Origin of the sequence: Sorangium sp. So ce375 (assembly GCF_051473855.1) — a bacterium.
Lineage (GTDB): Bacteria > Myxococcota_A > Polyangia > Polyangiales > Polyangiaceae > Sorangium.
Map to the genome: position 1 here is coordinate 372626 of NZ_CP150335.1, position 25847 is coordinate 398472.

Sequence of the window (25847 nt, forward strand, 5' to 3'; positions counted from 1 at the left end):
CCCCGGGGACAAGTCATGGCCCCGGAGCGCTGGATGTCGCCCCTTGGGCACCAGCCCCCGTCCCCGCGCGCCCGCTCGCCCGGTTCATCCGCAGCTCGAGGAATCGCCGTCGCACGTAACGGCGCATCAGGTTGTGAGCGGCTTCGCCTGGAGGAGATCCAGATGCTCGGTCCGGGCGACGCGCTGGTCCGGAGCTACGGTTTCCGCTACGAGCTCAGCCCGACGACGAGCCAGACGCTCCTGACCCAGGTCGAGGAGTGCGCGAGCGACGGGGTCTGCAAACCTCCGACACGGTTTCAGTACAGCCGCGGAAAGCCAGGATTCGAGCGGCTCACGACGGACATCGACAAGCCAGTCTCCGAGAAGGCGAGCCCGATGGTGTTCGACATCGACGCCGACGGGCTCGACGACCTCGTGATCCCTGACATGGTCGCGGGGCTCAGCACGCCGTCGAATCCGATCACCGCGTGGGGGGTGGCGCGCAACCTCGGGCCCCGCGCCTCGCCGTCCTTTCTCGCGGCGCCGGATCTCGCCTTCCTCGAGGATTGGCTGTTCGTCGCCGATCCGGATGAAGCGTCCGATCCGGCCCTTCTTCAGCCCGAGCTCGGGACGGTGCTCGATTACAACGACGATGGGCAGATGGACGTCTTTCTCCATGACGTCTTCGGCACCAAGACCACGTGGCACGTGCTCCTGTCCCAGCCGGACCGGACCTTCGCGCTGCATGACACGGGCATCCGCCGGCCGTTCCCGCTCAGGGGCACGCCCACGCCGCCGGGCCTGAGCAGTCCCGGCGCCTCGGTACACCTTGCCGATCTCGATGGCGACTCGGTGCCGGATCTGATCCAGTGTCAGGACCACGCCGAGAATCTGGTACCGCGCCCGCTCTCCGCCGTGTGGACCGTCCATCTCTGGATGCCTGCGCGCGGCGCGACGTCCGCGGGATTCGACCCCGAGGGCGAATCGATCGAGCTGCTCGTCGGCTATCCCTGCGATACGGAGCTCCACACGCTCGACGTCGACGCCGACAGCAAGATCGATCTCGTCGTGCCTTCCCTGAAGCGGTTCGATGACGGATCGGTCCTCCAGAAAGAGAGCTACGACGCGATCATGCGCCGGGGCGAGGGGCGCTGGGAGGTGATCGACACCGAGCTCCCCATCGTGGCACGTGGCGGCCGCGTCGTTTTCCTCGACGTGAACGGCGATGGCCTGCCCGATGCCGTGGAATCCGGCTTCAACCACCACGAGCTGTACACGTACTTCAACACGGGGCGGACGTTCGTGATGTCGCCGTTCAGGACCGTCGACGTGTTCAGCTTCGGCGATCTGCTGGGGGTCCCGGACCAGGACGCGCTTTTCCGCCTCGCCGTGCCGCTCGACGTCAACGGCGACGGGCGGCAGGATCTCCTCATGCCCGTGCCACCAGGCATGCTGCTGAGCGGCTCCGATGTGCTGCCGTCCTGGGCCGTCCTTCTGGCGACCGGCGACCGCGCGGGGCCGCCGTTCAAGATCGTCGACCCAGGGGTTCCTTTCGAGGCAAAGCTCGGTGACGCGATCACGCTCGCCGATCCTCACGGGCCGCGCACCGGCGATCTCAACGGGGACGGGGCGCAGGACGTGATCCTGCCGCTCGGCGGCGTGTTCAACGTCTTCCAGAACCTCTCGGCCGATCAGGATCTCCTGGTCGCGGTCTCCGACGGGATGAACGCGCACGAGCCGACCGAGCCGGGCTTCGTGCCCAACGTCAGCATCTCCTACGGCCACCTGACCGATGCGCCGGTCACGAGCGGAGGTGCGGAAGAGGATCCGGACCGGAGGAGCGCGCTCTACGTCGCGCGTTCCGGCGCGGCGGACGACTGTGGCTATCCGCGCCGCTGCGTCGTCGGTCCTCGCCGGGTGGTCAGCGCGTACGCGCTCAACAACGGCGCGGATCGAGCAAGGCGCTTCGAGGTTGGCTATCGCGACGGGCGTTACCACCGGCTGGGCCGCGGATTTCTCGGGTTCGGGGAGCGGATCGTCATGGATCTGGATACAGGCGCCGTGACGATCGATGTCTACGACCACGTCACCTTCGACGACGAGCTCCAGGTCTTTCCCTTCGCGGGGAGCGTCCAGCGGACGTGGCGCGGGGCTCCGGGGCTCGCGAGCCAGCCCAGGCCGGAGCAGATCGAGCTCTCGTTCAGCGACGTGACGCGGACGCTCGTACCGACGAACGACGGCGCCACGTACTTCACGCTGCCGACCGAGCGCCGGGTGAGGCGAGCGCAAGGGGTCTATCCGCTCCCGAGCGGCGCGACGCCCTCCGTCGAGGCGTACGTGCGGGAGATCGGGCGAGGCGGCGACGGCGCGACGCTGCTGCGCGACTCGGTATCGTCGGTGACGGACTTCGATACCTTCGGCAACGTGCGCGCCGAGGAGGTCTCCACGGAGGGCGTCGACCTGACGCGCGAGGTCACGCGGACGTTCAAGAACGACACCGAGCGCTGGGTCCTCGGCCAGCTCGAGACGCAGACGGAGTGCAGCGCGGCGGCGGGGATGTCGCAGTGCCGGACCCTCAAGCGAACGAACACGATCCACGGCGAGGTGGAGACCGAGTCCACCGAGAGCGACGACGGCCTGCCGGACACGAAGTTGAAGCTCACCTATGCGCGCGACGACTTCGGGAACATCACCGGCGTCACGGCGGAGGACGCCTTCGGGCACAAGCGCACATCCACCACGGACTTCGACGAGGAGGGCATGTTCCCCGAGAAGTACGTGAACGCGGCCGGGCACACCACGCTCGTGGAGTTTGACGACGCGCTCGGCGTGCTCCTCGAGCAGGTCGATCCGAATCAGCTCGTGACGACGTGGGCACACGACGGATTCGGGCGACTCGGCATCGAGAGGCGCCCGGACGGCACGACGACGACCGTCTCCCTCGCTCGCAGCAAGGATGGTGGCCCGGAGCACGTTGCGTGGCGGGTGAGGCAGCAGAGCATCACGACCGGCGGCGCCGACGATACGGTGGAGCTCGACAGCCTCGGCCGCCCGATCCGATCGCTTGGGTACGGGCCCGAGCCGTCGGAGGGCTCGGGCGATGCGAAGCGCATCATGCAGGAGATCGGGTACGACGCGCTGGGCGAGCACATCGCGCGGCGCTCCGTGCCGGTCAGCGAGGACACGCCCGAGAGCGCGATCCTGTACGATCGCTATGAGTACGACGCCGTGGGCCGCGAAGTGCGCCATACGACGCCGTGGAACGCGGTCACGACGACGGCGTACGATGGCCTGCTCGTGCGCGTCACCGACCCGCTCGATCACGTGACGGTGACCGAGCAGGACCCGCTCGGGCGCATTAAGACCATCACCGACGCGGCCGACGGGATCACCCGTTACGCGTACGGCCCCTTCGGGCTGTTGCACACGGTCACCGATCCGGGCGACGCGGTCACGCGCACGACGCGCGACGCACTCGGCCGCGTCCGGCAGCTCGACGATCCCGATCGGGGCACGACGGTCTCGATCCATGACGGATTCGGCGAGCTGATCTCGTCGACCGATGCGCTCGAGCGAGAGCTCACGTGGACGTACGACGCGCTCGGCCGACCCCGCACACGCGTGGACCAGGACGGCGCCGAGCGCCGGACGACCACGTGGACCTGGGACACGGCGGCGCACGGCGTTGGCCAGCTCCACACGCTGGCGAGCCCCGACGGGGAGAAGACCTACGGGTACACCAGCCGCGGGCAGCTCGACACGATCTCGCTCCGCATCGACGGCGAGCGCTCTCCCCTGGAGGCCAGGCTCGGCTACGACGAGCTCGGTCGCGTCGAGACGGTCACGTACCCAGCGCCGGCGGGCGCGGCGCCGTTCGTCGTGGCCCACGACCGCGACGCGCACGGCCATGTGATCGCCGTACGCGACAGCAGAACGAACCTCGCCTACTGGCGCTTGACGGACGTGGACGACGCGGGGCGCTTCCGCGAGGAGGTGTTCGGCAACGGCGCCGTCACGGAGCGGAGCTACTTCGCCGACAAGCAGCGCCTGAGGCACATCGGGACGCAGAGCGGCGCGGGGGAGGTGCAGGACCTGGACTATGGGGTCGACGACCTCCTCAATCTCACGCGCCGCACCGATGCGCTCCAGCCCGAGAATACGACGGAGCGCTTCCGGTACGATCCGATCCATCGGCTGACCTGCGCGTACTTCAGCGAGGTCGAGAGCGCGTCGGCGCCCTGCGCCCTACGCTACGACTACGACCCGAACGGCAATCTCACCTTCAAGTCGGACGTCGGAACGCTCTCCTACGACGACCCGCTGCACCCGCACGCGATCACCGGCGCGGGTACCGACAGCTTCGCGCATGATGCTGCTGGCAATCAGACCACGCGGCCTGGTGGCACGACGGTGCGCTACACGCCGTTCGACCTGCCGGAGCGCCTCACGCAGGGCGCGAGCACCATCACGTTCGGCTACGACGGCGACCAGCAGCGGATCCGCAAGATCACGCCGGAAAAGGAGACGCTCTACTTCGGCGACCTGTACGAGCGGGTGACCGACGCGGCGTCGGGGACCGTGGAGCATCGGTACCACGTTCACTCGCCGGAGCGCGTGGTGGCGATCGTGACCCGGGGAGGCTCGGACGACGGCACCCGTTACGTGCATGTCGATCACCTCGGCTCGATCGATGCGCTCACCGACGAGGACGGCGACGTGCGCGAGCGGCGGAGCTACGACCCATTCGGGCAGCGCAGGAACCCCGTGTGGGGAGAGCGCCCGCCGGCATCGTTCCCGAGTGAGACGACGCAGGGGTTCACGGGGCACGAGAGCGACGACGAGCTCGGGCTCGTGAACATGAAGGGCAGGATCTACGACCCCAGGATCGGGCGGTTCTTGACGACGGACCCCGTCGTTTCGCTCCCGTTCTTCGGGCAGAGCTGGAATCCATACAGCTATGTGATGAACAGCCCGCTCAACTTCGTGGATCCGAGCGGGTTCGAGCCGGGGCCCCCGGTGCCGGTGGATCCAGAGTACACAAACGATCCCGAAGTACAGCGCATCATCGAGTCCGGTTGCATGGGGCTCGAATGCCTCAAGACGACGCCCAACGAGGTAGAAGGTTCGCGGGAAGCTGCGGAGGTCGGCGCGGCGGCGCCGCCGGTCGACGTCAGCACGACCGGGAGCGCCTCCGGGTATGTGCCGCAGCCGGTGACCACGGCGCCGATCGACTGGTCGCAGAACCCCTATGTCCAGCTCGAGGGAGGGTTCGTCACCGGGCTGCTGCTCGGGGCGGTTCCTTTCGCCGGCGTGGGTCACGAGGTGCTGGACGCTGCGGGCGTGCTGACCCATGGGACGCCCAAAGCCAGGATGGGCCTGGCCATCGGGCAGATCGTCGGTGGGATTGCCCTCACGCTCGGGGGCTTGACGGGGGAGGTCTTCGGAGGCGTCACGAGCGCCACCGGCATCGGCGCGGCGATCGGTGTGCCTGCGATCGCGGTGTCGGCCACGCTCGTCGTTGGCGGAGTCGGCAACATCGCGGCGGGGATCCAGGGGCTGACGCAGGCGCTCATGTCGCAAGGATCGGGCAGTAGGAGCCCGCAGACAACAACGCCCACCGCGACGGAGCGAGGGTCTCGGAGGTTCTCACCCGAACAGCGCGAACGAGGTCTTGAACGTGCCCGAGATGCGGAGGGCGTGAAGGTGCGAACACTGCGACGCGGAGCTAACGACAAAGCCTGGGCAGCCCAATACCTACGAGGCCGATCACCGAATTCCGTATTCGCGTGGAGGTCCAACAACGGACAAAAATCTGGATCCCACATGCCGTACGTGCAACCGATCAAAGGGAGCACAGACGCCTGAGGAGTGGAGAAGTCGATGAGCGATCGAGAATTTGCAACATACGTTTGCGAGCACGTCTTCGATGGAAGCCGTCCCGTATTGCTGGTAGCGCACGAAGGTGGAGCTTGGCAGTTCTTGTGTGGCGATTCTCACGGGCCTGACGCGATTCCGCGGGTAGTCGGAGTGAACCACATTCTGGATGCTGACCCTTCATTGCGCGACGTGCTCGATTTGCCAATCGATTGGGAGGCAGAGCGTAGCTCGGTGGGTGTCGCATGGAACAGAATAAAAATATCTCCAGCGGATCCGTGACGACGTGCAGGCGGAGAGGTAGAGGGTACCCGACAACGCAGGAACCCTGTGTAGGGGGAGCGCCTGCCGATATCGTTCCCGAGCGAGACGACGCAAGGGTTCACCGGGCACGAGAGCGACACTGACCTGCGCGTACTTCAGCGACGTCGAGAGCGCGTCGGCGCCCTGCACGCTCCGCTACGACTACCATCCGAACGGCAATCTCAACTTCAAGCCGTGCGTCGGTGACTCTCGTATGAGATTCTTCAGGGCTGACAAAAGTGCGAGCTCAATGATGGTGTCTATATTTCATCCGGAACAGGCATCGCTTTGGACATGGCCGATTCTTCCGTTCGATCGGTATCGTCCTCGGAGGTTCGAGGGGCTCGAATATATATTGAATTCGAACAAATCAGGGACGCCATCGTCGGGCTTGAGGTCCAGCTTCGACGTGAGGCGTCAGCTGAAGCGCGGCCCGACCGGCGCCGCGTGCACCCTCATGGCGTCCGTGTACCGCGACGCCGCCTGCACGGACCTGCTCGCGTCGAGCCTCGTCAGCTCCAGCGTCCCGTTCTGCGTCGTAGCGCCTCGCCTCAGCCCCTCACCACCCCCCGCCCCTCACCCCCTCGCCGTCCCTCTCCGCGGCAGCCGCGCCGTGAACGTCGTCCCCAGCTCCGCCTTGCTCGCCACCTCGAGCGCCCCGCCGTGCGCCCGCGCGATCTGGTGCGCGATGAACAGCCCGAGCCCGAGCCCGCGCCCCGCGCTCCGCGCCCGCCCTTCCTCGGGCGACACCTGCCAGGGATCGAACAGCGTCGCCAGCCGCTCCGGCGCGATCGCCGGACCCTTGTTGTGCACCTCGATCAGCACGTCCGCCCCGCGCGGCCGGAGCGCCACCCGCACGGCGCTCCCGGGCTCGGCGTGGTCGATCGCGTTCTGCACCAGGTTCGTCACCATCTGCGCGATCCGCTCGGGATCCCACAGCCCCGCGCCGCTCCCGCGCAGATCGAGCCGGATGGGCACCCCCTCGTGCATCGCCCGGAGCTCGTCGATCGCCCCCTTGCAGAGCTCATGGAGGTTCCCCGGCCTGCGCGCTATCGGGATGCTGCCGCCGAAGCGGCTCCGCGTCAGGTCGAGCAGGTCGTCGATCGTCCGCGCCATGCGCCGCGCGCTCGCCGAGATGCCCGCGACGCTCGTCGCCTGGCGCGGCGTCAGGTTGCCGTGGCGTATCAGCGTGCTCGACGCCAGCGTGACCGCCGTGAGCGGCGTGCGCAGGTAATGGCTGAGCGCGGCGAGGAACCGATCGCGAAACGCGAGCTCCTCCAGCCGCGCGGCCTCCGCCCCCTTGCGATCGGAGATGTCCATCACCGTGCCGATCATCCGGACGCTGCGCCCGGCCGCGTCGAAGAAGGTGCGCCCCTGCACGCTGACCCAGCGCTCGATCCGATCGCGGATCCCCACGAGGCGGTACTCCATGCTGTACTCGCCCCCGCTCTCCGGGCACTGCGAGCGGCGCACGGCCTCCTGCACGCGCTCGCGATCGTCCGGGTGGATCGCCGCGAGGAAGAGCTCGTAATCGACGTCCGACGCCGGCTCCAGCCCGCTCACCTCCCGGCAGCGGTCGTCCCAGCGCAGCTTGCCGGTCACCGGGTCGTAGTCCCACACGCCCACGCCGCCGGCCTGCGTGGCGAGCCGCAGGCGCGCGCCGCTGTCCTCGAGCGCGACGCGCGTCGCCCGCTCGATCTCGAGGGCGCTCGTCCACATGCTCGCGTCCACCACCGCATGCAGGACCTGCGCTTCCGCCACCCCGAGCGCGATGCCCTGGGCGACGAACTCCTCGATCAGCGCGGCCCGGAGGTGCGACAGCTCCCGCAGCGCCGCCTCGATGCAGTGGCCCTGCGTGACGCAGCGGCGCGCGTGGTCCTCGACCCGCTCGTAGGCGCCGCGGAGCGCCGCTTCCTCGCCGGCGCGCCGGCTCGCCGCGAGCGCCTCGATGAGGTGCTCGAGGAGCGCCGGCACCGCGTCGACGAGCACCGGACGCTCGTCCCGCCGCGGCGTCGGCGCTCTGGGATCGTCGAGCACCCGGCGCGTCCAGCGATCGAGCACGTCGCGCTTGCAGCTGCGGAGCCGGGAGGCAGGGGAGGGCTGTGATACCGGACCGGCGTCATCCATCGACACAAAGCGAGCGCTCGCCGGCGCAGATGTCACGTGAGGGCGCGCCCTGATTGACGCGTAAGTGACCGTCACGGGGCCCAGCGCATCCGCTATGGGCCCCTGGCGCTCCGGTCCCACGGCCGACCGGCGTCTGCCTTGTCCCGGCGCCAGCGCGCCGGTAGTGCCCCGTCGCTAGAGCACCGAACAGGTTGAAAGTTGCCTGAATTTAATGGGTTGCTAGGCCCGACCGATCTGCCGGGAAGCGAGCACCAAGGGCAAGGAATGCGGGAAAGAGAGCAACCGCAAGGGCGCAAGGGGCGCGAGGGACCAGAGACGAGATATTTTCTTGCCTTCCCTTGCGCCCCTTGCGCCCTTGCGGTTGCTCTTCCCTTCTGTTGATTTCCTCGGGACTCCAACGTGCTCGGCGCTCTAGTACTACAGCCGCACGTCGCGGAATCTCCGCGGATCTCGTTGGGCGGGCGGGCGCTCGTGACGCTTGGCTTGTCCGCACACCGGTGGAGCCCAGCTCGTTCGGCGCTCACCGACGTGCGGCTGTAGTACTAGAACGCGCCGAGCACCCCGACCCCGCCGCCTTGCGGGCCGATGAGCGGCACGATGCGCGCTTGCACCCGCCCTGGCGAGCCCTGCCGTGCCGCCGCGGCGCTCGCGCTCGCCGTCCTGGATGGGCCCGAGGTCAACACGAGGATCGCCCCCGCGGCGAGCGCGGCCACGCCCACGCCGACGCCGATCGTGGACACGAGCGCCTTTGTTTCCGCCGCGTCGATCTCGTCGCGACCTTCCGGCGTACACCGCTTCTCCGGACAGAGCGCCTCGTCCTTTTCCGCGTCGCTCGCCTGCCCCGCGGCGAGGATGCCGAACACGGCGCCGACGCCGAGCACCGCCACGCCGGCGCCCCCGATCACGTAGCCCGCGGTCTGCAGGCCCCTGCCGCCGCTGCGGTCGCCGACGGCGCCGCCGGGCGCTGGCAACTGTGGCCCGGCGGGCTTGCTCGCGGCAGGCGCGGGCAGGAGCTTCGGGACGGCGATCGTCTTCAGATCGGCGCTCTCGCCGACCTGGACGGTCGTCGACCAGACCGAGTAGCCGCTCGCCGTCGCCTCGACCTCGTGCGCCCCAGGATCGATCGGGATCGGCGTGCCGAGCGCGGCGGCAGGGATGTCGTTGCTGTCGATGCGGACCAGCAGGCCGGGCGTGTTCTCCGCGTCGAGCTGGATCTTCGAGAGCCTCGGCTCCAGCGCGTCGATGTGCTCCTGCGCGAACGCCTCGCGCGCGGCGTTGCCCTCCTTCTTCGAGGCGAAGAGCGCCTCCTTGAACTGCCCCCACGCCGTCGCCGTCTTGCCGAGCCCCTCGTTGCACAGAGCCAGGTTGAGCAGCGTCCCCGTGCCGGGCCGCAGGCGCTGGCTCTCGGCCAGCTTGGGGCACGCCTGCGCGTACGACTTCGCCTCCATCAAGCGGCGCCCCTCCTCGAACAACGTCTGGGCGAGCGTCGGATCGCCGCTCGCGCCCTGCGCGGCAGCTCCCGCGGGCGCGAGCAGGGCCGTCGAGGCGAGCACGACCGAGGCGAGGGCGAGGCGGGCGCGACGGAGCGCGCGGGGGGCATGGAACATCGAGAGGATCATGGCGGTGGGCTCGGTGCGGGTCGTTCGGTCAGTGCGGGTCGTTCAGGTCGATGCCCTGCGGAGGACGCTGCGTCGCCGGATGTTGCGATGGGCGGGTGGCCGGCGTCGTGCGTCCCCCGGGCGCAGCGCCACGGGCGGCGGTGGGCGCCGTCCTCGGGGACACCGCGGGGGAGCTCGCGGCCGCAGATGCAGCGCTCGCGGCCGTCGTGGCGCTCGCCGCCGCCGCAGCGCTCGCCGCCGCCGCAGCGCTCGCCGCCGCGGTGTCGGCCGTCGCTGCGTCGGTCGCCGCCCCTGTCGGCCGGATCGTCGGTCCGTCAGAGATCGTCGTCTCGGCGGTGGGCGCAGGCCGCTCGGCGGTCGGCGCCGGCGCCGGCGCGGCGGTCTCCGTCGCGCTCGCGGCGACCGTCGTCACCGCGCCCGCGCCCTCCGTCCCATCGGCGCTGCCACGGCGGAGCACGTACACGCTGCCGACGATGAGCCCCAGGACGAGCGTCGCCGCGATGAGCGCGAGCGCGAGGATCGCGGAAGGGGAGACCTGTAGCCCATGCATCCGGCGCCCGTCCGAGGTGATCCCGAGGTGGGTCGACGACGCGAACGTCGCGGCGGCGCGCGAGCTCATCGGCGCGCTGTATGGACCGGGGACGATCTGCTGCTGAGGCGTGGGCGAATGGAAGCCGTTCGGCGGGATCGGGCTCGTCCTGCCGCCCTCGCCCGAGTGCGGCGCGCCGACGACCTGCGCGCCCCCGCCCGGCGACGGGGCCTGCGAAAACGGCGACGGCGGGTGCGGGTAAGGCGTCGCGGCGTGCGCGACGGGCGACGGCACCTGCGAGAACGGCGTCCCGTGGGGGAGCGGCGTCGGCGGGCGCGGCAGCGCGGGGTCGCTCTGCCCGGCAGGAAACGAGGCGAGCACCGGCCACGACGGGTCGCGTGCGACCGGCCCGGGGAGCCTCGCGTCCGCGGCGGGGAACGACGGCTGCGACGCTCGGTGCCCGCCGGGGATCGCGGCGTGCAGCGACAGGCCGCCCATGCGCGCGATCCGGGCCAGCGTCGGGTACGTGCGCGCGGGCGCGAACGGCGCGAGCGACACGATGAGCTCGGCGACCGACGCGTGCCGCTGCTCGCGCTCGCGGGCGTACGCCTTCTCGAGCACCGCCGCGAGCGCGTCGGGCACGTCGGGGCGGATGGTCCGCAGCGGCACCGGCGTGCCCGTCAGCACCTCCGCGCAGAGCTGCGGCAGCGTCTCCGCGTAGTACGGCTGCCTTCCGGCGAGCAGCTCGTAGAGCGAGACGCCGAGCGCATAGATGTCCGTCCGGTGATCCACCGAGCGCGTCTGCCGCATCTGCTCCGGCGACATGTACAGGGCCGAGCCCAGCGCCGCGTCCGTGCCCGTCAGGACGTCGACCGCGCCGGTCGCCATCTTGGAGATGCCGAAGTCGAGCACCTTGACGAGCGGCGAGCCGTCGACGCGCGTCGTCAGGAACAGGTTCGCCGGCTTGAGATCGCGGTGGACGATGCCGAGCCCGTGGGCCTCGACGATCGCCTCGCTGCCCTGCGCGATGTAATCGATCGCGTCCTCGATGCCGAGCACGCCTTGGTCCCGGAGCAGGCGCGCCAGGTCGCTCCCGACCAGGAACTCCATGACCATGTAGGGCGCGCCGTTCTCGAGCGTTCCGACGTCCGAAACACGGGCGACGTGCTCGCTCTTGACCCGCATGCCGGCCTTCGCTTCGCGGAGGAAGCGGGCCGACCCCTCCGGGTGCCGGGTGAACTCGGGGAGCAGGAACTTCAGGGCGACCCGCTCGTCGAGCACGATGTGCCGCGCCTCGACGACCACGCCCATGCCCCCCTGGCCGATGATCCGCTCCACGCGGTACTTGCCGGCGAGCACGGTCCCCGGTTCGACCGGGGGCAGCGAGGGCTGTTTCGTCTCGGAATCCGACACGGCGGGCGATGATCACCGCTTCGCCCTCGGACGGCAAGCGCGGGCGGCGCCCGCGTCGGGGCGCTGCGCGGCGCGGCGGGCAGAGCGACGCCAAAGGCGCCGCAACACAGGGTTTTCGCGACACCGCACGGTCGTCTCGTCGCACGCTCGCGACGCCGCGCGGTCGCTCCGTCGCACGGTCGCTCCGTCGCGCGGTCGCCTCGTCGTACGGTCGCCTCGTCGCACGCTCGTGACGCCGCGCCGCCTCGCCGCCGCGCCGCCACAGCCTCGCGCCTCGCGCCTCGCGCCTCGCGCCTCGCCAAAAGACGCCGCGGCACGCTCTCGTCCACGCCCCGCCACGCCGTCGATCCCTGGCCGAATCATCCTGGAAACCATCGCGCGTCGCGTTGCCATCGCGTCAGGTAAGCCGAGACGGAACGGGGGCACTTCTGGTTGGATAGAGCCACCCCCGGAGACAAACCACCGTGCGCCTGCTCATCCAGCACCGGACCCGTTACAGCTATCCCCGCCCCGCCTCGCTCGGCCCGCAGCTCATCCGGCTGCGGCCCGCGACGCACGCGAAGGCGAAGATCGAGTCGTACAGCCTGAAGATCGATCCGCAGATCTCGGCGCACTGGCAGCAGGATCCGTACGGCAACCACGTCGCGCGGGTGCTCCTGCCCGCGGGCGAGCGCGTCCCGCACTTCGACATCCTTGTCGAGCTCGCGGTCAGCGTGCGCCCCGTGAACCCGTTCGACTTCTTCCTCGACGAGCGCGCGGAGAACGTCCCGTTCGCGTATCCCGCCGAGCTCAAGCAGGACCTGGCCCCCTTCCTCGACAGCGCCGACCCCTCGTTCGCCCGCGGCCCGCTGCTCGACGAGTTCCTCGCCGGGCTGCCCTCGAAGGGCCACACCGTGTCGCTCCTCGTCGCGCTGAACACCGCCGTGAACCGGCGCATCAAGTACGTCATCCGCGAGGAGGCCGGCATCTGGACGCCGGAGGAGACGCTCGCGCACGGGCGCGGCAGCTGCCGCGACTCGGCGGTGCTGCTCATCGCGGCGCTCCGGTCGCGCGGGCTCGCCGCGCGCTTCGTGAGCGGCTACCTCGTGCAGCTCACGGACGAGGGGATGATCCCCGACCAGCCGCGCGGCGTGAGCCGCGACGTCGTCGACCTGCACGCGTGGGCCGAGGTCTTCCTCCCCGGCGCAGGCTGGATCGGCCTCGACGCGACGAGCGGCCTGCTCTGCGGCGAAGGCCACATCCCCCTCGCCTGCACCGCCTCGCCCGCGCTCGCGGCGCCGGTCGAGGGCACGAGCGACACGCGCGCGACCGACGTGACCTTCGAGATGAAGGTCGGGCGGCTCGGCCACGAGCCGCGGCCCACCACGCCCTACGAGGAGCCCGTGTGGCAGGAGCTGCTGTCCGTGGCCGATCGCGCGGACGCGCGGCTCGCCGCCGCGGGCCTCTCGCTGACCATGGGCGGCGAGCCGACCTTCAACTCGCGCGAGTACCCGGACGCGCCCGAGTGGCGCGAGGGCGCGCTCGGCCCGACGAAATGGGCGCAAGGGCTCCGGCTCGCGCACGAGCTCCGGCGCCGGATCACGCCGGGCGGCGTCCTGCTGCTCCGCGCCGGCAAGCACTACCCCGGCGAGAGCCTGCCCCGCTGGGCGCTCGAGATCATCGGCCGGCGCGACGGCGCCCCGATCTGGACCGAGATGTCCCAGGCGCGCCACGCCGATCCGGCGACGAGCGCGTCGCGGGGGCGCGGCGTGGAGCTCTCGCGGCAGTTCGCCGAGGCGCTCGCGACGCGGCTCGGGGTGGCCGACTTCCTGCTGCCGGCCCTCGAGGACCCCTGGCGCCACCTCCAGGACGAGGCGAGCCTGCCCACCGACGTCGACCCGCTCAAGGCGGATCTCGACGACCCGGAGGAGCGGCGGCGCCTCGCGCGGGTGCTCGATCGCGGGCTCGGGCGGGAGGCCGGCTTCGTGCTGCCCCTCGCGCGCCAGTGGGGGACGTGGATCAGCGAGCGCTGGGGCTTCCGGCGCGGGCACCTCTTCCTGCTCCCGGGCGACAGCTCCATCGGCCTGCGCCTCCCGCTCCGCTCGCTCGTCGCGGTGGCCCCTCCGCCGCCGATCGAGGAGCTCGTGTCGCCGCAGGACCCGCGGCGCGGCGAGCCCGAGGCCGACGAGGAGGAAGAGAGGCAGCGCCGCGTCGAGCTCCTCGAGGGCGACGGCGACCCGGAGCACGCCGAGACGGCGCGCGCGCGCGCAGCGCAGCGGCACGCCCACGACGGCGAGCGCGCTGTACACCACGCCCAGCGCGCCGCGCCGGCTGCAGGGCGATCGGGCTACGGCGTCCGCACGGCGCTCTGCGTCGAGACGCGCGACGGCACCGTCCACGTCTTCCTGCCGCCGCTCCTCTCGCCGGCCGACTTCTTCGAGCTCATCGCGGCGATCGACGCGACCCGGAAGGCGACGGGCATCGACGTGCTGCTCGAGGGCTACCCGCCCCCGCCCGGCACGGACGTGCTCCGCTTCTCGGTGACGCCGGACCCGGGCGTGCTCGAGGTGAACCTGCCGCCCTCCGACGGGGTGCGCGCGTACGCGTCGCTCCTGGAGACGGTGTTCGACGCGTCGCTCCACAGCGGGCTGCACTGCGAGAAGTACCTGATCGACGGGCGCATGGCGGGGAGCGGGGGCGGCCATCACCTCACGTTCGGCGGCCCGACGCCGCTCTCGAGCCCCTTCCTGCGCCGGCCGGATCTCCTGGCCAGCCTGCTCACGTTCAACCAGCACCACCCGTCGCTCTCGTACATGTTCGCCGGCCTCTTCGTCGGCCCGACGTCGCAGGCGCCGCGCGTGGACGAGGCGCGCCACGAGAACCTCTACGAGCTGGAGATCGCGCTCTCGCGCGCGTTCGAGCGCCGGCAGAGCGAGCCGCCGTGGCTCTCGGACCTCCTGTTCCGCCACCTGCTCGTGGACATGACGGGCAACACGCACCGCGCCGAGGTGAGCATCGACAAGCTGTTCGATCCGCAGACGGCGCACGGCCGGCAGGGGCTCATCGAGCTGCGCGCCTTCGAGATGCCGCCGCACTTCCGCATGGCGGTGGCGCAGGCGCTCCTCATCCGCACGCTCCTCGCCTCGTTCGCCGAGGAGCCGTACTCGGGCCGGCTCGTGCGCTGGGGCCAGGCGCTGCACGACCGCTTCCTCCTGCCGTACTACCTGTGGCGCGACTTCGAGGACGTGCTCGATCACCTGAAGCAGCGCGGGCTCGCGCTGCCCGCGGACGCGTACCGGCCGTTCATCGAGCTGCGCTGCCCGGTGGTGGGCACGCTGCACGCTGGCGACGTGGTGCTCGAGGTGCGCAACGCGATCGAGCCGTGGCACGTGCTCGGCGAGGAGCTGACGACGACGGGCACGTCGCGCTACGTCGACTCGTCGATGGAGCGCATCGAGGTGCGCGTCCAGGGGCTCACGCCGGAGCGCCACACGGTGCTCGTGAACGGCCATGTGCTGCCGCTCCGCCCGACGGGGACGGCGGGCGAGCACGTGGGCGGCGTGCGGTTCCGCGCCTGGGCGCCGCCGCACAGCCTGCACGCGCACCTCGGGATCCACCACCCGGTCCACATCGACATCCTGGACACGTGGGGCAAGCGCTCGATCGGCGCGTGCGCCTACCATGTGTGGCACCCGGAGGGGCGCGCCTTCGACACCCCGCCGCTCACGCGGTTCGAGGCGGCGGCGCGGCGCGCGCAGCGGTTCACGATCGAGGGGCAGACGCCGTGGCCGGTGGAGGCGAAGCCGGCGTTCGCCCACGGGGACGCGCCCTGCACGCTGGACCTGCGGCGCTACGCCGTGGACCGGCCGCCGCCCAAGCCGCGGAAGCCCGAGGACGAGTGAGCCGCGGGGCCGCGCTCCGGTGAGACCCAGCGCGGCCACGTGACGTCCTGTACAGGAGAGGCGCTCCGGGAGCGGCCTTGACCCGGGCGGGAGGCCGGGGGCTTGCCTGGGACGGAGGTCCGGTGCCCACGGTCGAGGCGGGTGTGACACTTTGGCCCAGCGCTCCGCTTTCGCACGTTGCGCACGCCCGACGCGCGCGGCGCGGGAAATCCCGGGTTCGAAGGCGCCGAGCGCGGCCATGGCGCGCGCCGCTGTGGCGATTTGCCTTCTCGCGGGACCCCGCGCGTCCGTCGGCCGCGGCGCTCGGGTGACCGGAGCTCCGGCGCTGAGCTCGGCCCGCGCGGCATAACGGCTCTCCAGAGCCTGCGGGCCAGCAGGTGAATCACGTCAGAAGCGCGATTGGTACGTCCCCTGCTTGAGTGGTCGATGTCCCCTGCATCGCATGCGGACAGTACACCACGAAGGAGGACAACCCATGATGCGCAAGGTGTTTGCAGTGCTTCTGGTTTCCACGATTCCCCTGGCGACGGGCTGTTTCGTCGACGCGGACGACGACAAGGACAAAGGCGGGGACGACTGCATCACGGCCTGTTCGACCGATCGAGACGATTGCATCTCGGCGTGTGACGACGACGGCGATTGCGTCTCGGCGTGCGAGGAAGACCACGACTGCGACTCGCTGTGCATATGAGAGCGCCGCGCGGCGAGCGCGGTTCGTCGAGGAGCGGTCAGCGCGCGTCGCGCCGCCCGTGAGAGCTCCCGCTTCCAGGCCGATGGCCCGGGGGCGGGAGCGCTTCGTCTGCGCGCCGTCGCTGCGTCACGGGTGCCGCCCGGGCAGGCGCCGCGAGAGCCGTGCCGCGAGCGACGGGCGCGTCCGGATCGCGAGCCGCATCGGCCGGATCCCGGAGGGGAAGGCGGCCTCGGCGAGCGAGGGCATGAGCGCCTCATCGACGTTCTTGAGGGCGACCACGCGATCTTCCCTCCGCTCGATCCAGATGAGCTCGCCGTCGTCGGCCCGCCCGAGCCGCGGCTCCTCGCCGTCGATCGGCGCGCCGCCGTAGAGCTGCCACAGCGCGGCCTCGATGCCCGCCGCGGCTCTGGCGTCGTCCCACGCCGACGCCCACGCCGTACCGAGGTCGTCCGTCTTCCGATCGCGAACGAACAACGCGCGATCGCCGTCCCAGGCCGCGGCCAGCGCGCGCATGTCGCCGAGCTCGGGCGCGCCGTCGAGCGGGCGCAGCAGCAGGTACGTGAGCCACTCGCCGAGGGTGTCCCAGTCGAGCCGCTCGATCCGCTCGTCGAGCGCGGCGGGGATCTCGTCCAGGCCGACGCCGACCTCGGGGTCCTGGGCGTCGAGCGTGAGGATCTGCTGGGTGCTCGCGGGCACCCGCGTCGTGAAGAGCGCGTCCTCGCGCGACCAGTCGAACGGGGGGAGCCTGTCGATGAAGGGCGACGCCGCGCTCGCGCCGGTCAGGTTGTGGGCGCAGTACTCGAGCCCGAAGCTGTACGCGAACGATGGATACGCCATGAACAAGAGGGGGAGCTCGCTCCCGGCGAGGAGCTCCTCCCGGCGCGCGTGCACCGAGGAGAGGAGCGGGCCCCAGTCCACGAGGTGCAGATCGGCGTCCTGGCGCTCTTGCATGATGAAGCGCCCCTCGGCGAGCGTGGCGTCGCCCTCGGTGACCGCCCGCCGCGCGAGGAACGCGTCGCTCGTCAGCGCGTCGTCCTGGCCCGGCGCCAGGTCGAAATGCTGATCCTGAAGCCCGTGTACGAATTCGTGAACGAGGACGGTGTCGTCCACCTCGCCGATGAGCACGATGCCCTCGGTCTCGGGAGCGTACCAGGCAGCGGCCCAGTCGCTCGAGCGCGCGAGCGTCTCCCGCAGGTCCGCATCGACCGCGAAGTAGCCGAGCCGGCCGTACGTCGCGGTCATCTCGGCGAGATCGGCCTCCTCGGCGGCGGCGGCGGCCGCCTCCTGGTCCGCCTCGAACTCGTCTCGCGTGATCGTGGTGACCGGCACGGCGCGCCGGAACGACAGCTCGCGCACCTGCTCGGCCCGCGCGGTGAGCCGGGCGAACCGGCGCTCCTCCTCGGATGGCTCGTCGCTGCAGCCGGTGATCGTCGGCAGGACGGACAGCCCCACGAGAAGCGCGATCTCCCCGAAGCTTCGGTTCATTGTGGCCGGGCGCCTAGCACCGCATGTGCCGGCCTCATCTTCCCGGCGAGCCCCGACCGATCCCGGTGATCGCGGGCCGATCCCGGCGATTCCGGGCCGATCCCGGCGATCCCCGGCCGGCCCCGCCGACGCGCCGCGCGCCGGGCACGTCGGCGCGGCGCGCGTCGTTGTGCGCTTGCGCAATCGATTGCGTAACTGCGCAACGGGCTGTCCGCTCGACGCGTCGTCGCCCTCCGGGGCGCCGACCGCCGCCGCCGCTGCGGCCCGTCCCGGCGGGCGACGGGGATCAAGCCGTCGAGAGATGGTGGCGCACGAGGAGGTCGTTCTGGAGCCAGAGCAGCTTGTTGAACGCGCGGAGGGTGCGCACCTCCGTTTCCCGATCCAGGCCCAGCGACAGGATGGTCTGGAGCAGGGCGTCCGACACGAAGCCCATGAGCGCGTTCATCTGCACGAGCGGGACGACGACGTCAGGGTTGCCGGCCTTCGCTGTGTGGATCTTCCCCACCATGTCGAGGTAGGCGACCATCTTCAGATCGTACGGGTGGGTCACGAGTCGGACGAGGTAGGTTGAGAGGTGCTTCTTGCGGAACTTGATCTGCTCGTGGTCCAGCGTGAGCGACGCCAGGTCGGCCGGGAGCGCCCCCTCGTAGCCGTGCTGCTTCGGCACGAAATGGCGCTTCGTGGCGTCGTAGAGGAACAGCTTCTCGTACACCGCGTCGACGAGCGCCTCGACCCGCGGGGCGAGGTGCGGCGCGGCCCCGTGGATCGCCGCGATGTCCGCCTCGCCGAAGCCGACAAACTCGATGAGATACCCGAACCGATATTCGAGATCTGACTCCAGACGGCTCTCGTCGATGTGTTTTATCACCACCGGTTCTCCTCCGCGTCTTTACCTGCGGCACCCCGCGGGACAACGCAGGGTGAAGACACCGGACCAGCTGTCGCCTGTCAAGCCTTGATGTGACAGGTCGCGTCGAGACCACGCAAGCGGGGCGCCGCGTCATCTGCACGAACACGCCGGGCTCGTCCATCATCGAGGCCTGGCGCCGTCGCCGCTCGCGAGCGCCCGGCGAGGATCCAGCGCGCCGCTCGCCGCTCCGGTGTAGGGGGAGCTCCGATCCGGAGAGCAGGCTGCCACCGATGGCCGGACTGCGCTGCCGCCCTTATGGCCAGGGTTCGTTGGGAGCGCGTTCGGCCTCTCACCACAGCACACCGTCAGGAGGACGTTATGCAGAACACTGGACCGACAACGGATCCGAAAGGCGCCGGCCCGAAGCCGCCTTTCGAGGGCAAGACACAGGAGCGTCCCGGAATCGAGGCCAAGATGGAGCCGAGGCCCGATTACGGCGAATCGTCGTACAAGGGGCTTGGCCGGCTGAAGGACCGCATCGCGCTGATCACCGGAGGGGACAGCGGGATCGGCCGCGCCGTCGCGCTCGCGTTCGCCCGCGAGGGGGCCCACGTGGCGATCGCTTACCTGAACGAGCACGAGGACGCGAAGGAGACGGCGCGGGTCGTCAGGGAAGCGGGGCGCGAGGCGCTCATCATCCCCGGCGATCTGGCCGACGAGGCCCATTGCCGGAAGGTCGTCGAGGAGACGGCGCGCAAGTTCGGCCGAATCGATGTCCTTGTGAACAATGCGGCAGAGCAGGGCAAGGCCGCCGATCGGTTCGAGGACCTCGACGCCGCGCGCCTCGAGCGCACCTTCCGCGTCAACATCCTGGCCATGTTCCACATGACCCGGTACGCGCTGCCGCACATGAAGGAAGGCGGCTCGATCATCAACGTCGCTTCGATCCAGGCGTACCAGCCGAGCCCGGATATCCTCGACTATGCGTCCACGAAGGGGGCGATCGTCACCTTCAGCAAGGGGCTGGCGAAGGAGCTCATCGAGCGCGGCATCCGCGTCAACGCCGTGGCGCCTGGACCGGTGTGGACGCCGCTCATCCAGCAGTCGTTCGACAAGGAGAAGGTGGCCAGCTTCGGTAAGAATTACCCCATGGAGCGCCCGGCGCAGCCGGCCGAGCTCGCCCCGGCGTTCGTGTTCCTCGCCTCGAACGAGGCGAGCTACGTCAACGGCGAGGTCCTAGGAGTAACCGGCGGCAAACCCCTCTCCTGAGGGGCTCACCCGCTTCGGATACGGGCCCATCTCGGCGTTTTCGGTGCTCGGCGTACAAGAGTACGCCTCCGCGCCGAAAACGCCGATCTGGGCCCGTCTCCTGTGCGGGTGAGCCCCGCTCCGGGAGGGAGAGGGAGAGGGAAGGGGAGAGGGAGAGGGAGAGGGAAGGGGAGAGGGAAGGGGAGAGGGAAGGGGAGAGGGAAGGGGAGAGGGAAGGGGAGAGGCGGGGGGATTTAGGGGTCGGTCAGCTGCTTCAGGTCGACGTGGACGCCTAGGTGGAGGAGCGCGTCATCGGGGCGGGTGAAGATGCCCATCGGCTTCACATAGCCCTTCGAAAGCCGGCCTAGCTGGAGCACGCCGGTGGCGCTCCTCAGGATGACCGCGGTCTTCTTGAAAGCTTGCGTCAGCTGCGTGTGGCATTGCAGGAACGCTCCCTCGAACCCGTCGTCGTTGCGCAGCGGTGCATCCCGGGCGTCGACGAGCAGGACGGTGCGATGCCTGGCAATCGCACCGAGCGCCCGATCGATGCGCTGGAAGCTCTGCTCGAGCTCCGCGATGCTCGGATAGTTCCGCGAATATCGCTTGATGAACACGAGGTGCTGAGCGGGGTCGTAGTGGACGACCATGTACACGTCCCGCTCGAGCTCGCGAAATCCGAGGAAGGCCACGGCGGCATCGTATGCCCGTTCACCCGGGGCGTCGACCCCCGCGGCGCCGCGCGGCAATCCCGCGCGCGGCGGCTCGCCCGTCACTCGCAATCGGTCCCGCACTGCGCCCCTTCGCAAGCGAAGACAGGCCCGGCGGCCCGCATGCCGCCCTCGTTATCCACCGCGCACTGGCTTCGGCAAGCCTCGTCGTCCGCGCCGCACGCGTCGACGCACGCGAGCAGCGCCCTGCACGACGGGTCGGCGACGCACGCGTTCATCTCGGCGGCGCACCCCGTGTGCCGGCACGTCGCGCAGGCGGACAGCGGGGCGCGCGACGGACACTGCACGCCGCACAGCTCGAACGCGCAGCCGCCCTCGAGGAAGATGCCCGAGATGCCCGCCCGGTGCGCCGTCAAGCACACCTGCCCGCAGGGCTCGTCCCCCACCGCGCAGCCGAGGAGGCAGTTGCCAAGCGCGGCGCACTCGGCGCTCCGCTGGCACGCGCAATAGCTCTCCTGACAGCGCAGGGCGAGGCAGGTCGTGCACGGATCGCCGAGCGACGCGCAGTCGTAGACAGCCTCTCCCCCCGCACCGCCGCCGGTGGTCGTGGAGCTCGCCCCCCCGCCAGCGCCGGCGCCGCCGGAGCCGCCCGCGCCAGAGCCGCCCGCGCCGGCGCCGCCCGTGCCGGCGCCGCCCATGCCGGTGCCGCCGGCGCCGCCCGTCCCGGGGCTCCCGCCCGTCGAGCTGCAAGCCGCCGCGAGGAACGCCGCTGCAGCGCACGTCTTCCAGGAAGAAAAGGCCATGGTCGACGCTACCGCGAAGGCCGCCGGCGGCTCAAGGTGGGGTGAGGAACCGGCGCGCACCGGTGCTACGGTGCCTGGCCGAGGAACCTCGCCATGATCGCCATCGTCAATCCAGAGCTGGATCGCTACGTTCACGACCACTCCGAGCCGCCTCCCGCGCTCCTCGACGAGCTGCGCGAGTTCACCCACGCCCATGAGCCGAGGGCGGTCATGCAGGTCGGGCGCGTCGAAGGCTCCCTGCTCAGGATGCTGGTCGCGCTCATGCAGGCGCGCCGCGTGCTCGAGATCGGGACGTTCACGGGCTACTCGGCGCTCAGCATGGCCGAGGCGCTCCCGCCGGACGGCGAGCTCATCACGTGCGATCGCGATCCCGACGTGGCCCGCATCGCCCGGTCGTTCTTCGATCGCAGCGAGCACGGCGGGAAGATCCGGATCGCGCTCGGCGACGCGCTCGCCACCCTGCGCGCCATGCCGGCGAGCCCGGCCTTCGATCTCGTGTTCATCGACGCCGACAAGGAGCGGTATCCGGCCTACTACGAGGAGGCCCTCCCGCGCCTCCGCCGCGGCGGGCTGATCGTCGCCGACAACACCCTCTGGAGCGGCGAGGTCCTCGCCCCCGAGAGCGCGGACGGCCGCGCCCTCGCGGCCTTCAACGACCTCGTCTACCGCGATCCCCGGGTCGAGAAGGTCATGCTCACCGTGCGCGACGGGGTGACGCTGGCGCGCAAGCGCTGAAGGCCGGCCGCGCCGCGCGTCGCCGCCGCTCTCGCGTCCGAAATCGTGGCGGGATCCGGGGGGCGCGGCGCTAGAGTCGGGCCAGCATGCTGCTCGCCATCGACGTCGGGAACACCAACATCAGCTTCGGGGTGCTGGAGGGCGAGATGCTCCAGCACCACCTCCGCTGCGAGAGCGCGCGCTCCCGCACCGCGGACGAGTACGCCGTGCTCGTCCGGCAGATGCTCGACCTCCGCCGCGTCGACCTCGCCCGCATCGACAGCGCGATCGTCGCGAGCGTCGTGCCCACGCTGACCGACACGATGGTGGGGCTCGTCGAGCGCGCGTTCGGGATCGAGCCGCTCGTCGTCGGGCCCGGCATCAAGACCGGCATGGCCATCCTCTACGAGAACCCGCGCGAGGTCGGCGCCGACCGGATCGTCAACGCGGTCGCGGCGCACGAGTGGGTGAGGCGGCGGCCCGAGCCCCGCGCCGCGCCGGCGCGAGCGCTCGCGGCCGATCCCGACCGGGGCGATCACGCCGCCGCCGGCGTCATCGTCGTCGATTTCGGCACGGCGACGACGTTCGACTGCGTGACCCCGAAGGGCGAGTACCTCGGCGGCGTCATCGCGCCGGGCATCCAGATCAGCGCCGAGGCGCTCTTCTCCCGCGCCGCGCGGCTGTCCCGCGTGGAGATCGCCCTCCCGCCCCGGGTCGTCGGCCGCAACCCCGTCCACTCGATGCAGTCGGGCATCGTGTACGGCTACGCGGGGCTCGTCGACGGGCTCGTGGGCCGCCTCCGGCGGGAGCTCGGCTACCCGTGCCGCGTCATCGCCACGGGCGGCCTGGCGCGGCTCATCGCGCCGCAGACCGAGACCATCGAGGGGGTCGACGACGACCTGACGCTCACCGGGCTGCGCCTGATCTACGAGCGGAACGCGGAGCGCGGCGGCGGGCACGCCCCGCCCGCCGCAGGCGGCGGCGGGGGCGGCAAGGATTGACGTCGCCCGTGGTTGGCCGCGCCCCTCGCCGCGCGCTCGCCCTCGCCGCGGCGCCCGCGGCGCTCATCGTCGCGCTCCTCCTCGCCGTCCTCTTCGGCGCCGAGCCCGTCTCGATCGAGCGCGCCGTCGCCGGGCCCGGCCTCGACCGGACCCTGCTCGTCGACGTGCGCCTGCCGCGCGTGATCCTCGCGGCCGTCTCCGGCGCCGGCCTCGCGGCCGTGGGCGCCGCGTTCCAGGCGCTGCTCAGGAACCCGCTCGCCGAGCCGTATGTGCTCGGCGTCTCCGGCGGCTCCGCGCTCGGCGCCGCGGTCGCGATCGCGCTGGGCGTCGGCTCGGCGAGCGTCCTCGGCGCCACGCTCCTGCCCGCGGCGGCGCTCGCCGGCGGCCTCGTCGCGACGCTGCTCGTCTACGCCATCGCGCGCGGCGCGGCCGAGGGCACCTCCGGCGCCTCGATGCTCCTCGCCGGCGTCATCGTGAACTCCATCTCGGCCGGCCTCATCTCCTTCCTCAAGACGGTCGTCCCTCCCTCGCGCGCCCAGCAGCTGCTCCGGTGGCTCATCGGCTTCGTCGAGCTGCCCACGACCCCGGCCCTCCTCGGCGTCACCGCGTACGTCACCGCGGGCTGCGCCGTGCTCCTCGCCGACGCCGCGCGCCTGAACCTCCTCTCGCTCGGCGACGAGTCGGCCGGGACCCTCGGCGTCGACGTCCGCGCCGTCGAGCGCCGAGTCTTCCTCGCGTCCTCGTGCGTGGTCGGCGCGATCGTCAGCCGCACCGGCCTGATCGGCTTCGTCGGGCTCATCGTCCCGCACGCGGTCCGCCGGCTCTGCGGCGCGGATCACCGGCGGCTCCTGCCGCTGTCGCTCGTGGCCGGCGCGGTCCTGCTCGCCACGTGCGACCTCCTCGCGCGGCTCCTGTTCCGGTGGCTCGGCACGGAGCCGCCCGTGGGCGCGGTGACCGCGGTGCTCGGCGGGCCGATGTTCCTCGCGTTGCTGCGGCGCTCTCCGCGCCTGTGAGGCAGGCGCCCCGGGGCCCGAGGACCCCGGCGCGGGCGTATCAGCTCATGCCGAGGAGCTTGTTCATGCTGGCCTCGTCCGCCGGCGTGAACGGGTAGCGATCGAACTCGGCGCTCGTGACCCACCGGAACGCGTTCACGGCCAGCGAGGCGAGCTCGCCGCTCTTGATGTGGCACTCGTAGAGGTACAGGTCGACGACGTAGCGCTCGTACGGGTGGCTCACGAACGAGATCAGCTGGCCCACCTCGATCTCGACGCCGAGCCGGTGGCGGACCTCGCGCTTCAGCGCGGCCGCGTCGGTCTCGGTCTCCTCCACGCGTCCCCCGGGGAACTCCCAGAGCATTGGCAGCACGGCGGTCGGGCGGCGCTGGGTGATGAGGTACCGACCGTCCTGTTCAATCACGGCGGCGACCACGCGGATGGTGCGGACCATTTCCATGGCGAGTGCCTCAGGGGGGCTGAGCGTACGACGGGGCGTCGGGTTGTGCGAGGGGGACGGTCGCGCCCTCGGGGCGCAGGTGGAGCGCCCTCAGACGTTGATGCGGAACAGCTGCTGACCCATGAGCAGGATGTCGCCGCTCGTGATCTCGGTCTCGCCGAGGACGCGGAGGAAGGTGCCGTTCGAGCTGCCCAGGTCCGTGAGGGACAGCCGGCCGCCCTGGACCGAGATCTGGCAGTGGAGCCCGGAGACGTAGCCGTCCTCGGGGAAGAGGATGTCGCCGCGCTCGCGCCCGAGGTGCAGCCCGGTGTCGGGGACCGGGAACGCGTTGCCGGTCGCGTCCCTCCCGATGATGAGGGCCAGCCGCGCGACGTACCCCTTCGAGGGGCTGCCGAGCCGCTCGACGCCGTCGGGGGTCGTGGGCGCCGGAGAGAGCGGCTCGACCCGGACGATCTCCTGACCGATGCGGAAGACGTCGCCGTTGTCGAGCTGCACCGGCGTGTCCCTGCGCAGCCTGCGGTAGACGCCGTTCAGCGAGCCCTCGTCCTTGACGAAGAGCCGACCGCCCTTGATCGAGAAGACCGCGTGGCGCGGGGAGAGGTAGCTGTCGCCGCCGAAGATCGTGCCCGAGTCGCGCCCGATCACCGTGGGGTTCGTGGGCAAGGTGTACGAGCCGGCCTCGGTGCCGTCGGCCCGGAGCGCCGTCAGCACGACGTTCGCGGCGCCCGACGTGGAGACGACCGGCGCGGACGGCTGCGCCGCCTGGCCCGCCGGCTTGACGAGCTTGAAGCCGCACAGCGCGCAGAACTTGTTCGTCGGCGGGTTGGGCTCCTGGCACTGCGGGCAGACGACGGTGCCCGCGCCGGCCGCCGCTGACGGCGTCGCGGGCGCGGCCGCTCCGGCCTTCTTGCTCGTGCCGGTGTCCTCCCCGCGGGCCGGGGCGATGAACGCCGCGGGATCGACGAGCGCGGGCGGCGGGGGCGCGACCGCGGGGCCCTTCTGGGCGCCCGTGCCGATGGCGGTCGGCTCATCGCCGTAATCCTTCGCCCGCGAAGCCGCCGGCACGCCGTGCGGCGGGGTGCCTGCCGCGAACTTCTTCGGCGCAACGTCGCGAGGCAGCTCGGCGCCGCAGCCGAGGCAGAACTTGTAATGGTCCTGATTTTCCTTGGAGCACTTCGGGCAGGTGATCACCAGGCCTCCTCACAACGAG

Annotated in this window: 15 protein-coding genes and 2 pseudogenes; 8 read left to right on the plus strand and 9 right to left on the minus strand. The window is 71.1% G+C overall.

Features of this window, described 5'->3' with window-relative positions:
* Nucleotides 1-15: 15 nt before the first annotated feature.
* Together WME90_RS01405 and WME90_RS01410 are read left to right on the plus strand one after the other, a co-directional pair.
* Nucleotides 16-5601 (plus strand): annotated as a pseudogene (locus WME90_RS01405) (RHS repeat-associated core domain-containing protein); the annotation flags it as partial.
* A gap of 142 nt (nucleotides 5602-5743) precedes the next feature.
* A pseudogene (locus tag WME90_RS01410) lies at nucleotides 5744-5863 on the plus strand (HNH endonuclease); the annotation flags it as partial.
* 869 nt (nucleotides 5864-6732) lie between these two features.
* Here WME90_RS01410 and WME90_RS01415 read toward each other — a convergent pair.
* From WME90_RS01415 to WME90_RS01425, 3 genes are all read right to left on the minus strand, one after another.
* Entirely contained in the window at nucleotides 6733-8283 is a 1551-nt protein-coding gene (locus WME90_RS01415) for an ATP-binding protein (RefSeq protein ID WP_437279240.1), read from the minus strand.
* A gap of 542 nt (nucleotides 8284-8825) precedes the next feature.
* The gene (locus WME90_RS01420) at nucleotides 8826-9890 is read right to left on the minus strand and encodes a hypothetical protein (protein ID WP_437279241.1); all 1065 of its coding nucleotides are present in this window, start codon (nucleotides 9888-9890) and stop codon (nucleotides 8826-8828) included.
* 40 nt (nucleotides 9891-9930) lie between these two features.
* The gene (locus WME90_RS01425) at nucleotides 9931-11844 is read right to left on the minus strand and encodes a serine/threonine protein kinase (RefSeq protein WP_437279242.1); all 1914 of its coding nucleotides are present in this window, start codon (nucleotides 11842-11844) and stop codon (nucleotides 9931-9933) included.
* Nucleotides 11845-12308: 464 nt separating this feature from the next.
* On the opposite strand from WME90_RS01425, the gene WME90_RS01430 reads away from it, so the two are divergent.
* Nucleotides 12309-15725, plus strand: coding sequence for a DUF2126 domain-containing protein (locus tag WME90_RS01430; protein WP_437279243.1), 3417 nt, complete (start codon nucleotides 12309-12311; stop codon nucleotides 15723-15725).
* A 475-nt stretch (nucleotides 15726-16200) separates the two neighbouring features.
* A complete protein-coding gene (locus tag WME90_RS01435; RefSeq protein WP_437279244.1) occupies nucleotides 16201-16416 on the plus strand; it encodes a hypothetical protein in 216 nt (71 codons plus the stop codon).
* Between the two features lie 126 nt (nucleotides 16417-16542).
* On the opposite strand, the gene WME90_RS01440 is transcribed toward WME90_RS01435, so the two are convergent.
* Nucleotides 16543-17901 (minus strand): hypothetical protein, encoded by a 1359-nt coding sequence (locus tag WME90_RS01440; RefSeq protein ID WP_437279245.1) that lies wholly within the window; start codon nucleotides 17899-17901, stop codon nucleotides 16543-16545.
* Nucleotides 17902-18187: 286 nt separating this feature from the next.
* On the minus strand, nucleotides 18188-18766 hold the full coding sequence (locus tag WME90_RS01445) for a protoglobin family protein (protein WP_437283548.1): 579 nt from the start codon (nucleotides 18764-18766) through the stop codon (nucleotides 18188-18190).
* A 363-nt stretch (nucleotides 18767-19129) separates the two neighbouring features.
* Between WME90_RS01445 and WME90_RS01450 the strand changes: the two genes are divergently transcribed.
* Entirely contained in the window at nucleotides 19130-20020 is an 891-nt protein-coding gene (locus WME90_RS01450) for an SDR family oxidoreductase (RefSeq protein ID WP_437279246.1), read from the plus strand.
* 233 nt (nucleotides 20021-20253) lie between these two features.
* Here the strand turns inward: WME90_RS01450 and WME90_RS01455 are convergent, their stop codons facing one another.
* Together WME90_RS01455 and WME90_RS01460 are read right to left on the minus strand one after the other, a co-directional pair.
* Nucleotides 20254-20688: a hypothetical protein gene (locus tag WME90_RS01455; RefSeq protein WP_437279247.1), complete on the minus strand. Its 435-nt coding sequence runs from the start codon at nucleotides 20686-20688 to the stop codon at nucleotides 20254-20256.
* Between the two features lie 80 nt (nucleotides 20689-20768).
* A complete protein-coding gene (locus WME90_RS01460) occupies nucleotides 20769-21470 on the minus strand; it encodes a hypothetical protein (RefSeq protein WP_437279248.1) in 702 nt (233 codons plus the stop codon).
* Nucleotides 21471-21563: 93 nt separating this feature from the next.
* On the opposite strand from WME90_RS01460, the gene WME90_RS01465 reads away from it, so the two are divergent.
* The 3 genes from WME90_RS01465 to WME90_RS01475 all read left to right on the plus strand — a co-directional run bounded on the left by WME90_RS01465 (nucleotide 21564) and on the right by WME90_RS01475 (nucleotide 24198).
* Nucleotides 21564-22205, plus strand: coding sequence for an O-methyltransferase (locus tag WME90_RS01465; RefSeq protein ID WP_437279249.1), 642 nt, complete (start codon nucleotides 21564-21566; stop codon nucleotides 22203-22205).
* A gap of 86 nt (nucleotides 22206-22291) precedes the next feature.
* Complete coding sequence (locus WME90_RS01470; RefSeq protein WP_437279250.1) at nucleotides 22292-23185, plus strand: type III pantothenate kinase; 894 nt, start codon at nucleotides 22292-22294, stop codon at nucleotides 23183-23185.
* A gap of 8 nt (nucleotides 23186-23193) precedes the next feature.
* Nucleotides 23194-24198: a FecCD family ABC transporter permease gene (locus WME90_RS01475; protein WP_437279251.1), complete on the plus strand. Its 1005-nt coding sequence runs from the start codon at nucleotides 23194-23196 to the stop codon at nucleotides 24196-24198.
* Nucleotides 24199-24238: 40 nt separating this feature from the next.
* Here the strand turns inward: WME90_RS01475 and WME90_RS01480 are convergent, their stop codons facing one another.
* Complete coding sequence (locus WME90_RS01480) at nucleotides 24239-24637, minus strand: (deoxy)nucleoside triphosphate pyrophosphohydrolase (protein ID WP_437279252.1); 399 nt, start codon at nucleotides 24635-24637, stop codon at nucleotides 24239-24241.
* Between the two features lie 90 nt (nucleotides 24638-24727).
* The gene (locus WME90_RS01485; protein WP_437279253.1) at nucleotides 24728-25828 is read right to left on the minus strand and encodes an FHA domain-containing protein; all 1101 of its coding nucleotides are present in this window, start codon (nucleotides 25826-25828) and stop codon (nucleotides 24728-24730) included.
* Nucleotides 25829-25847 lie beyond the last annotated feature (19 nt).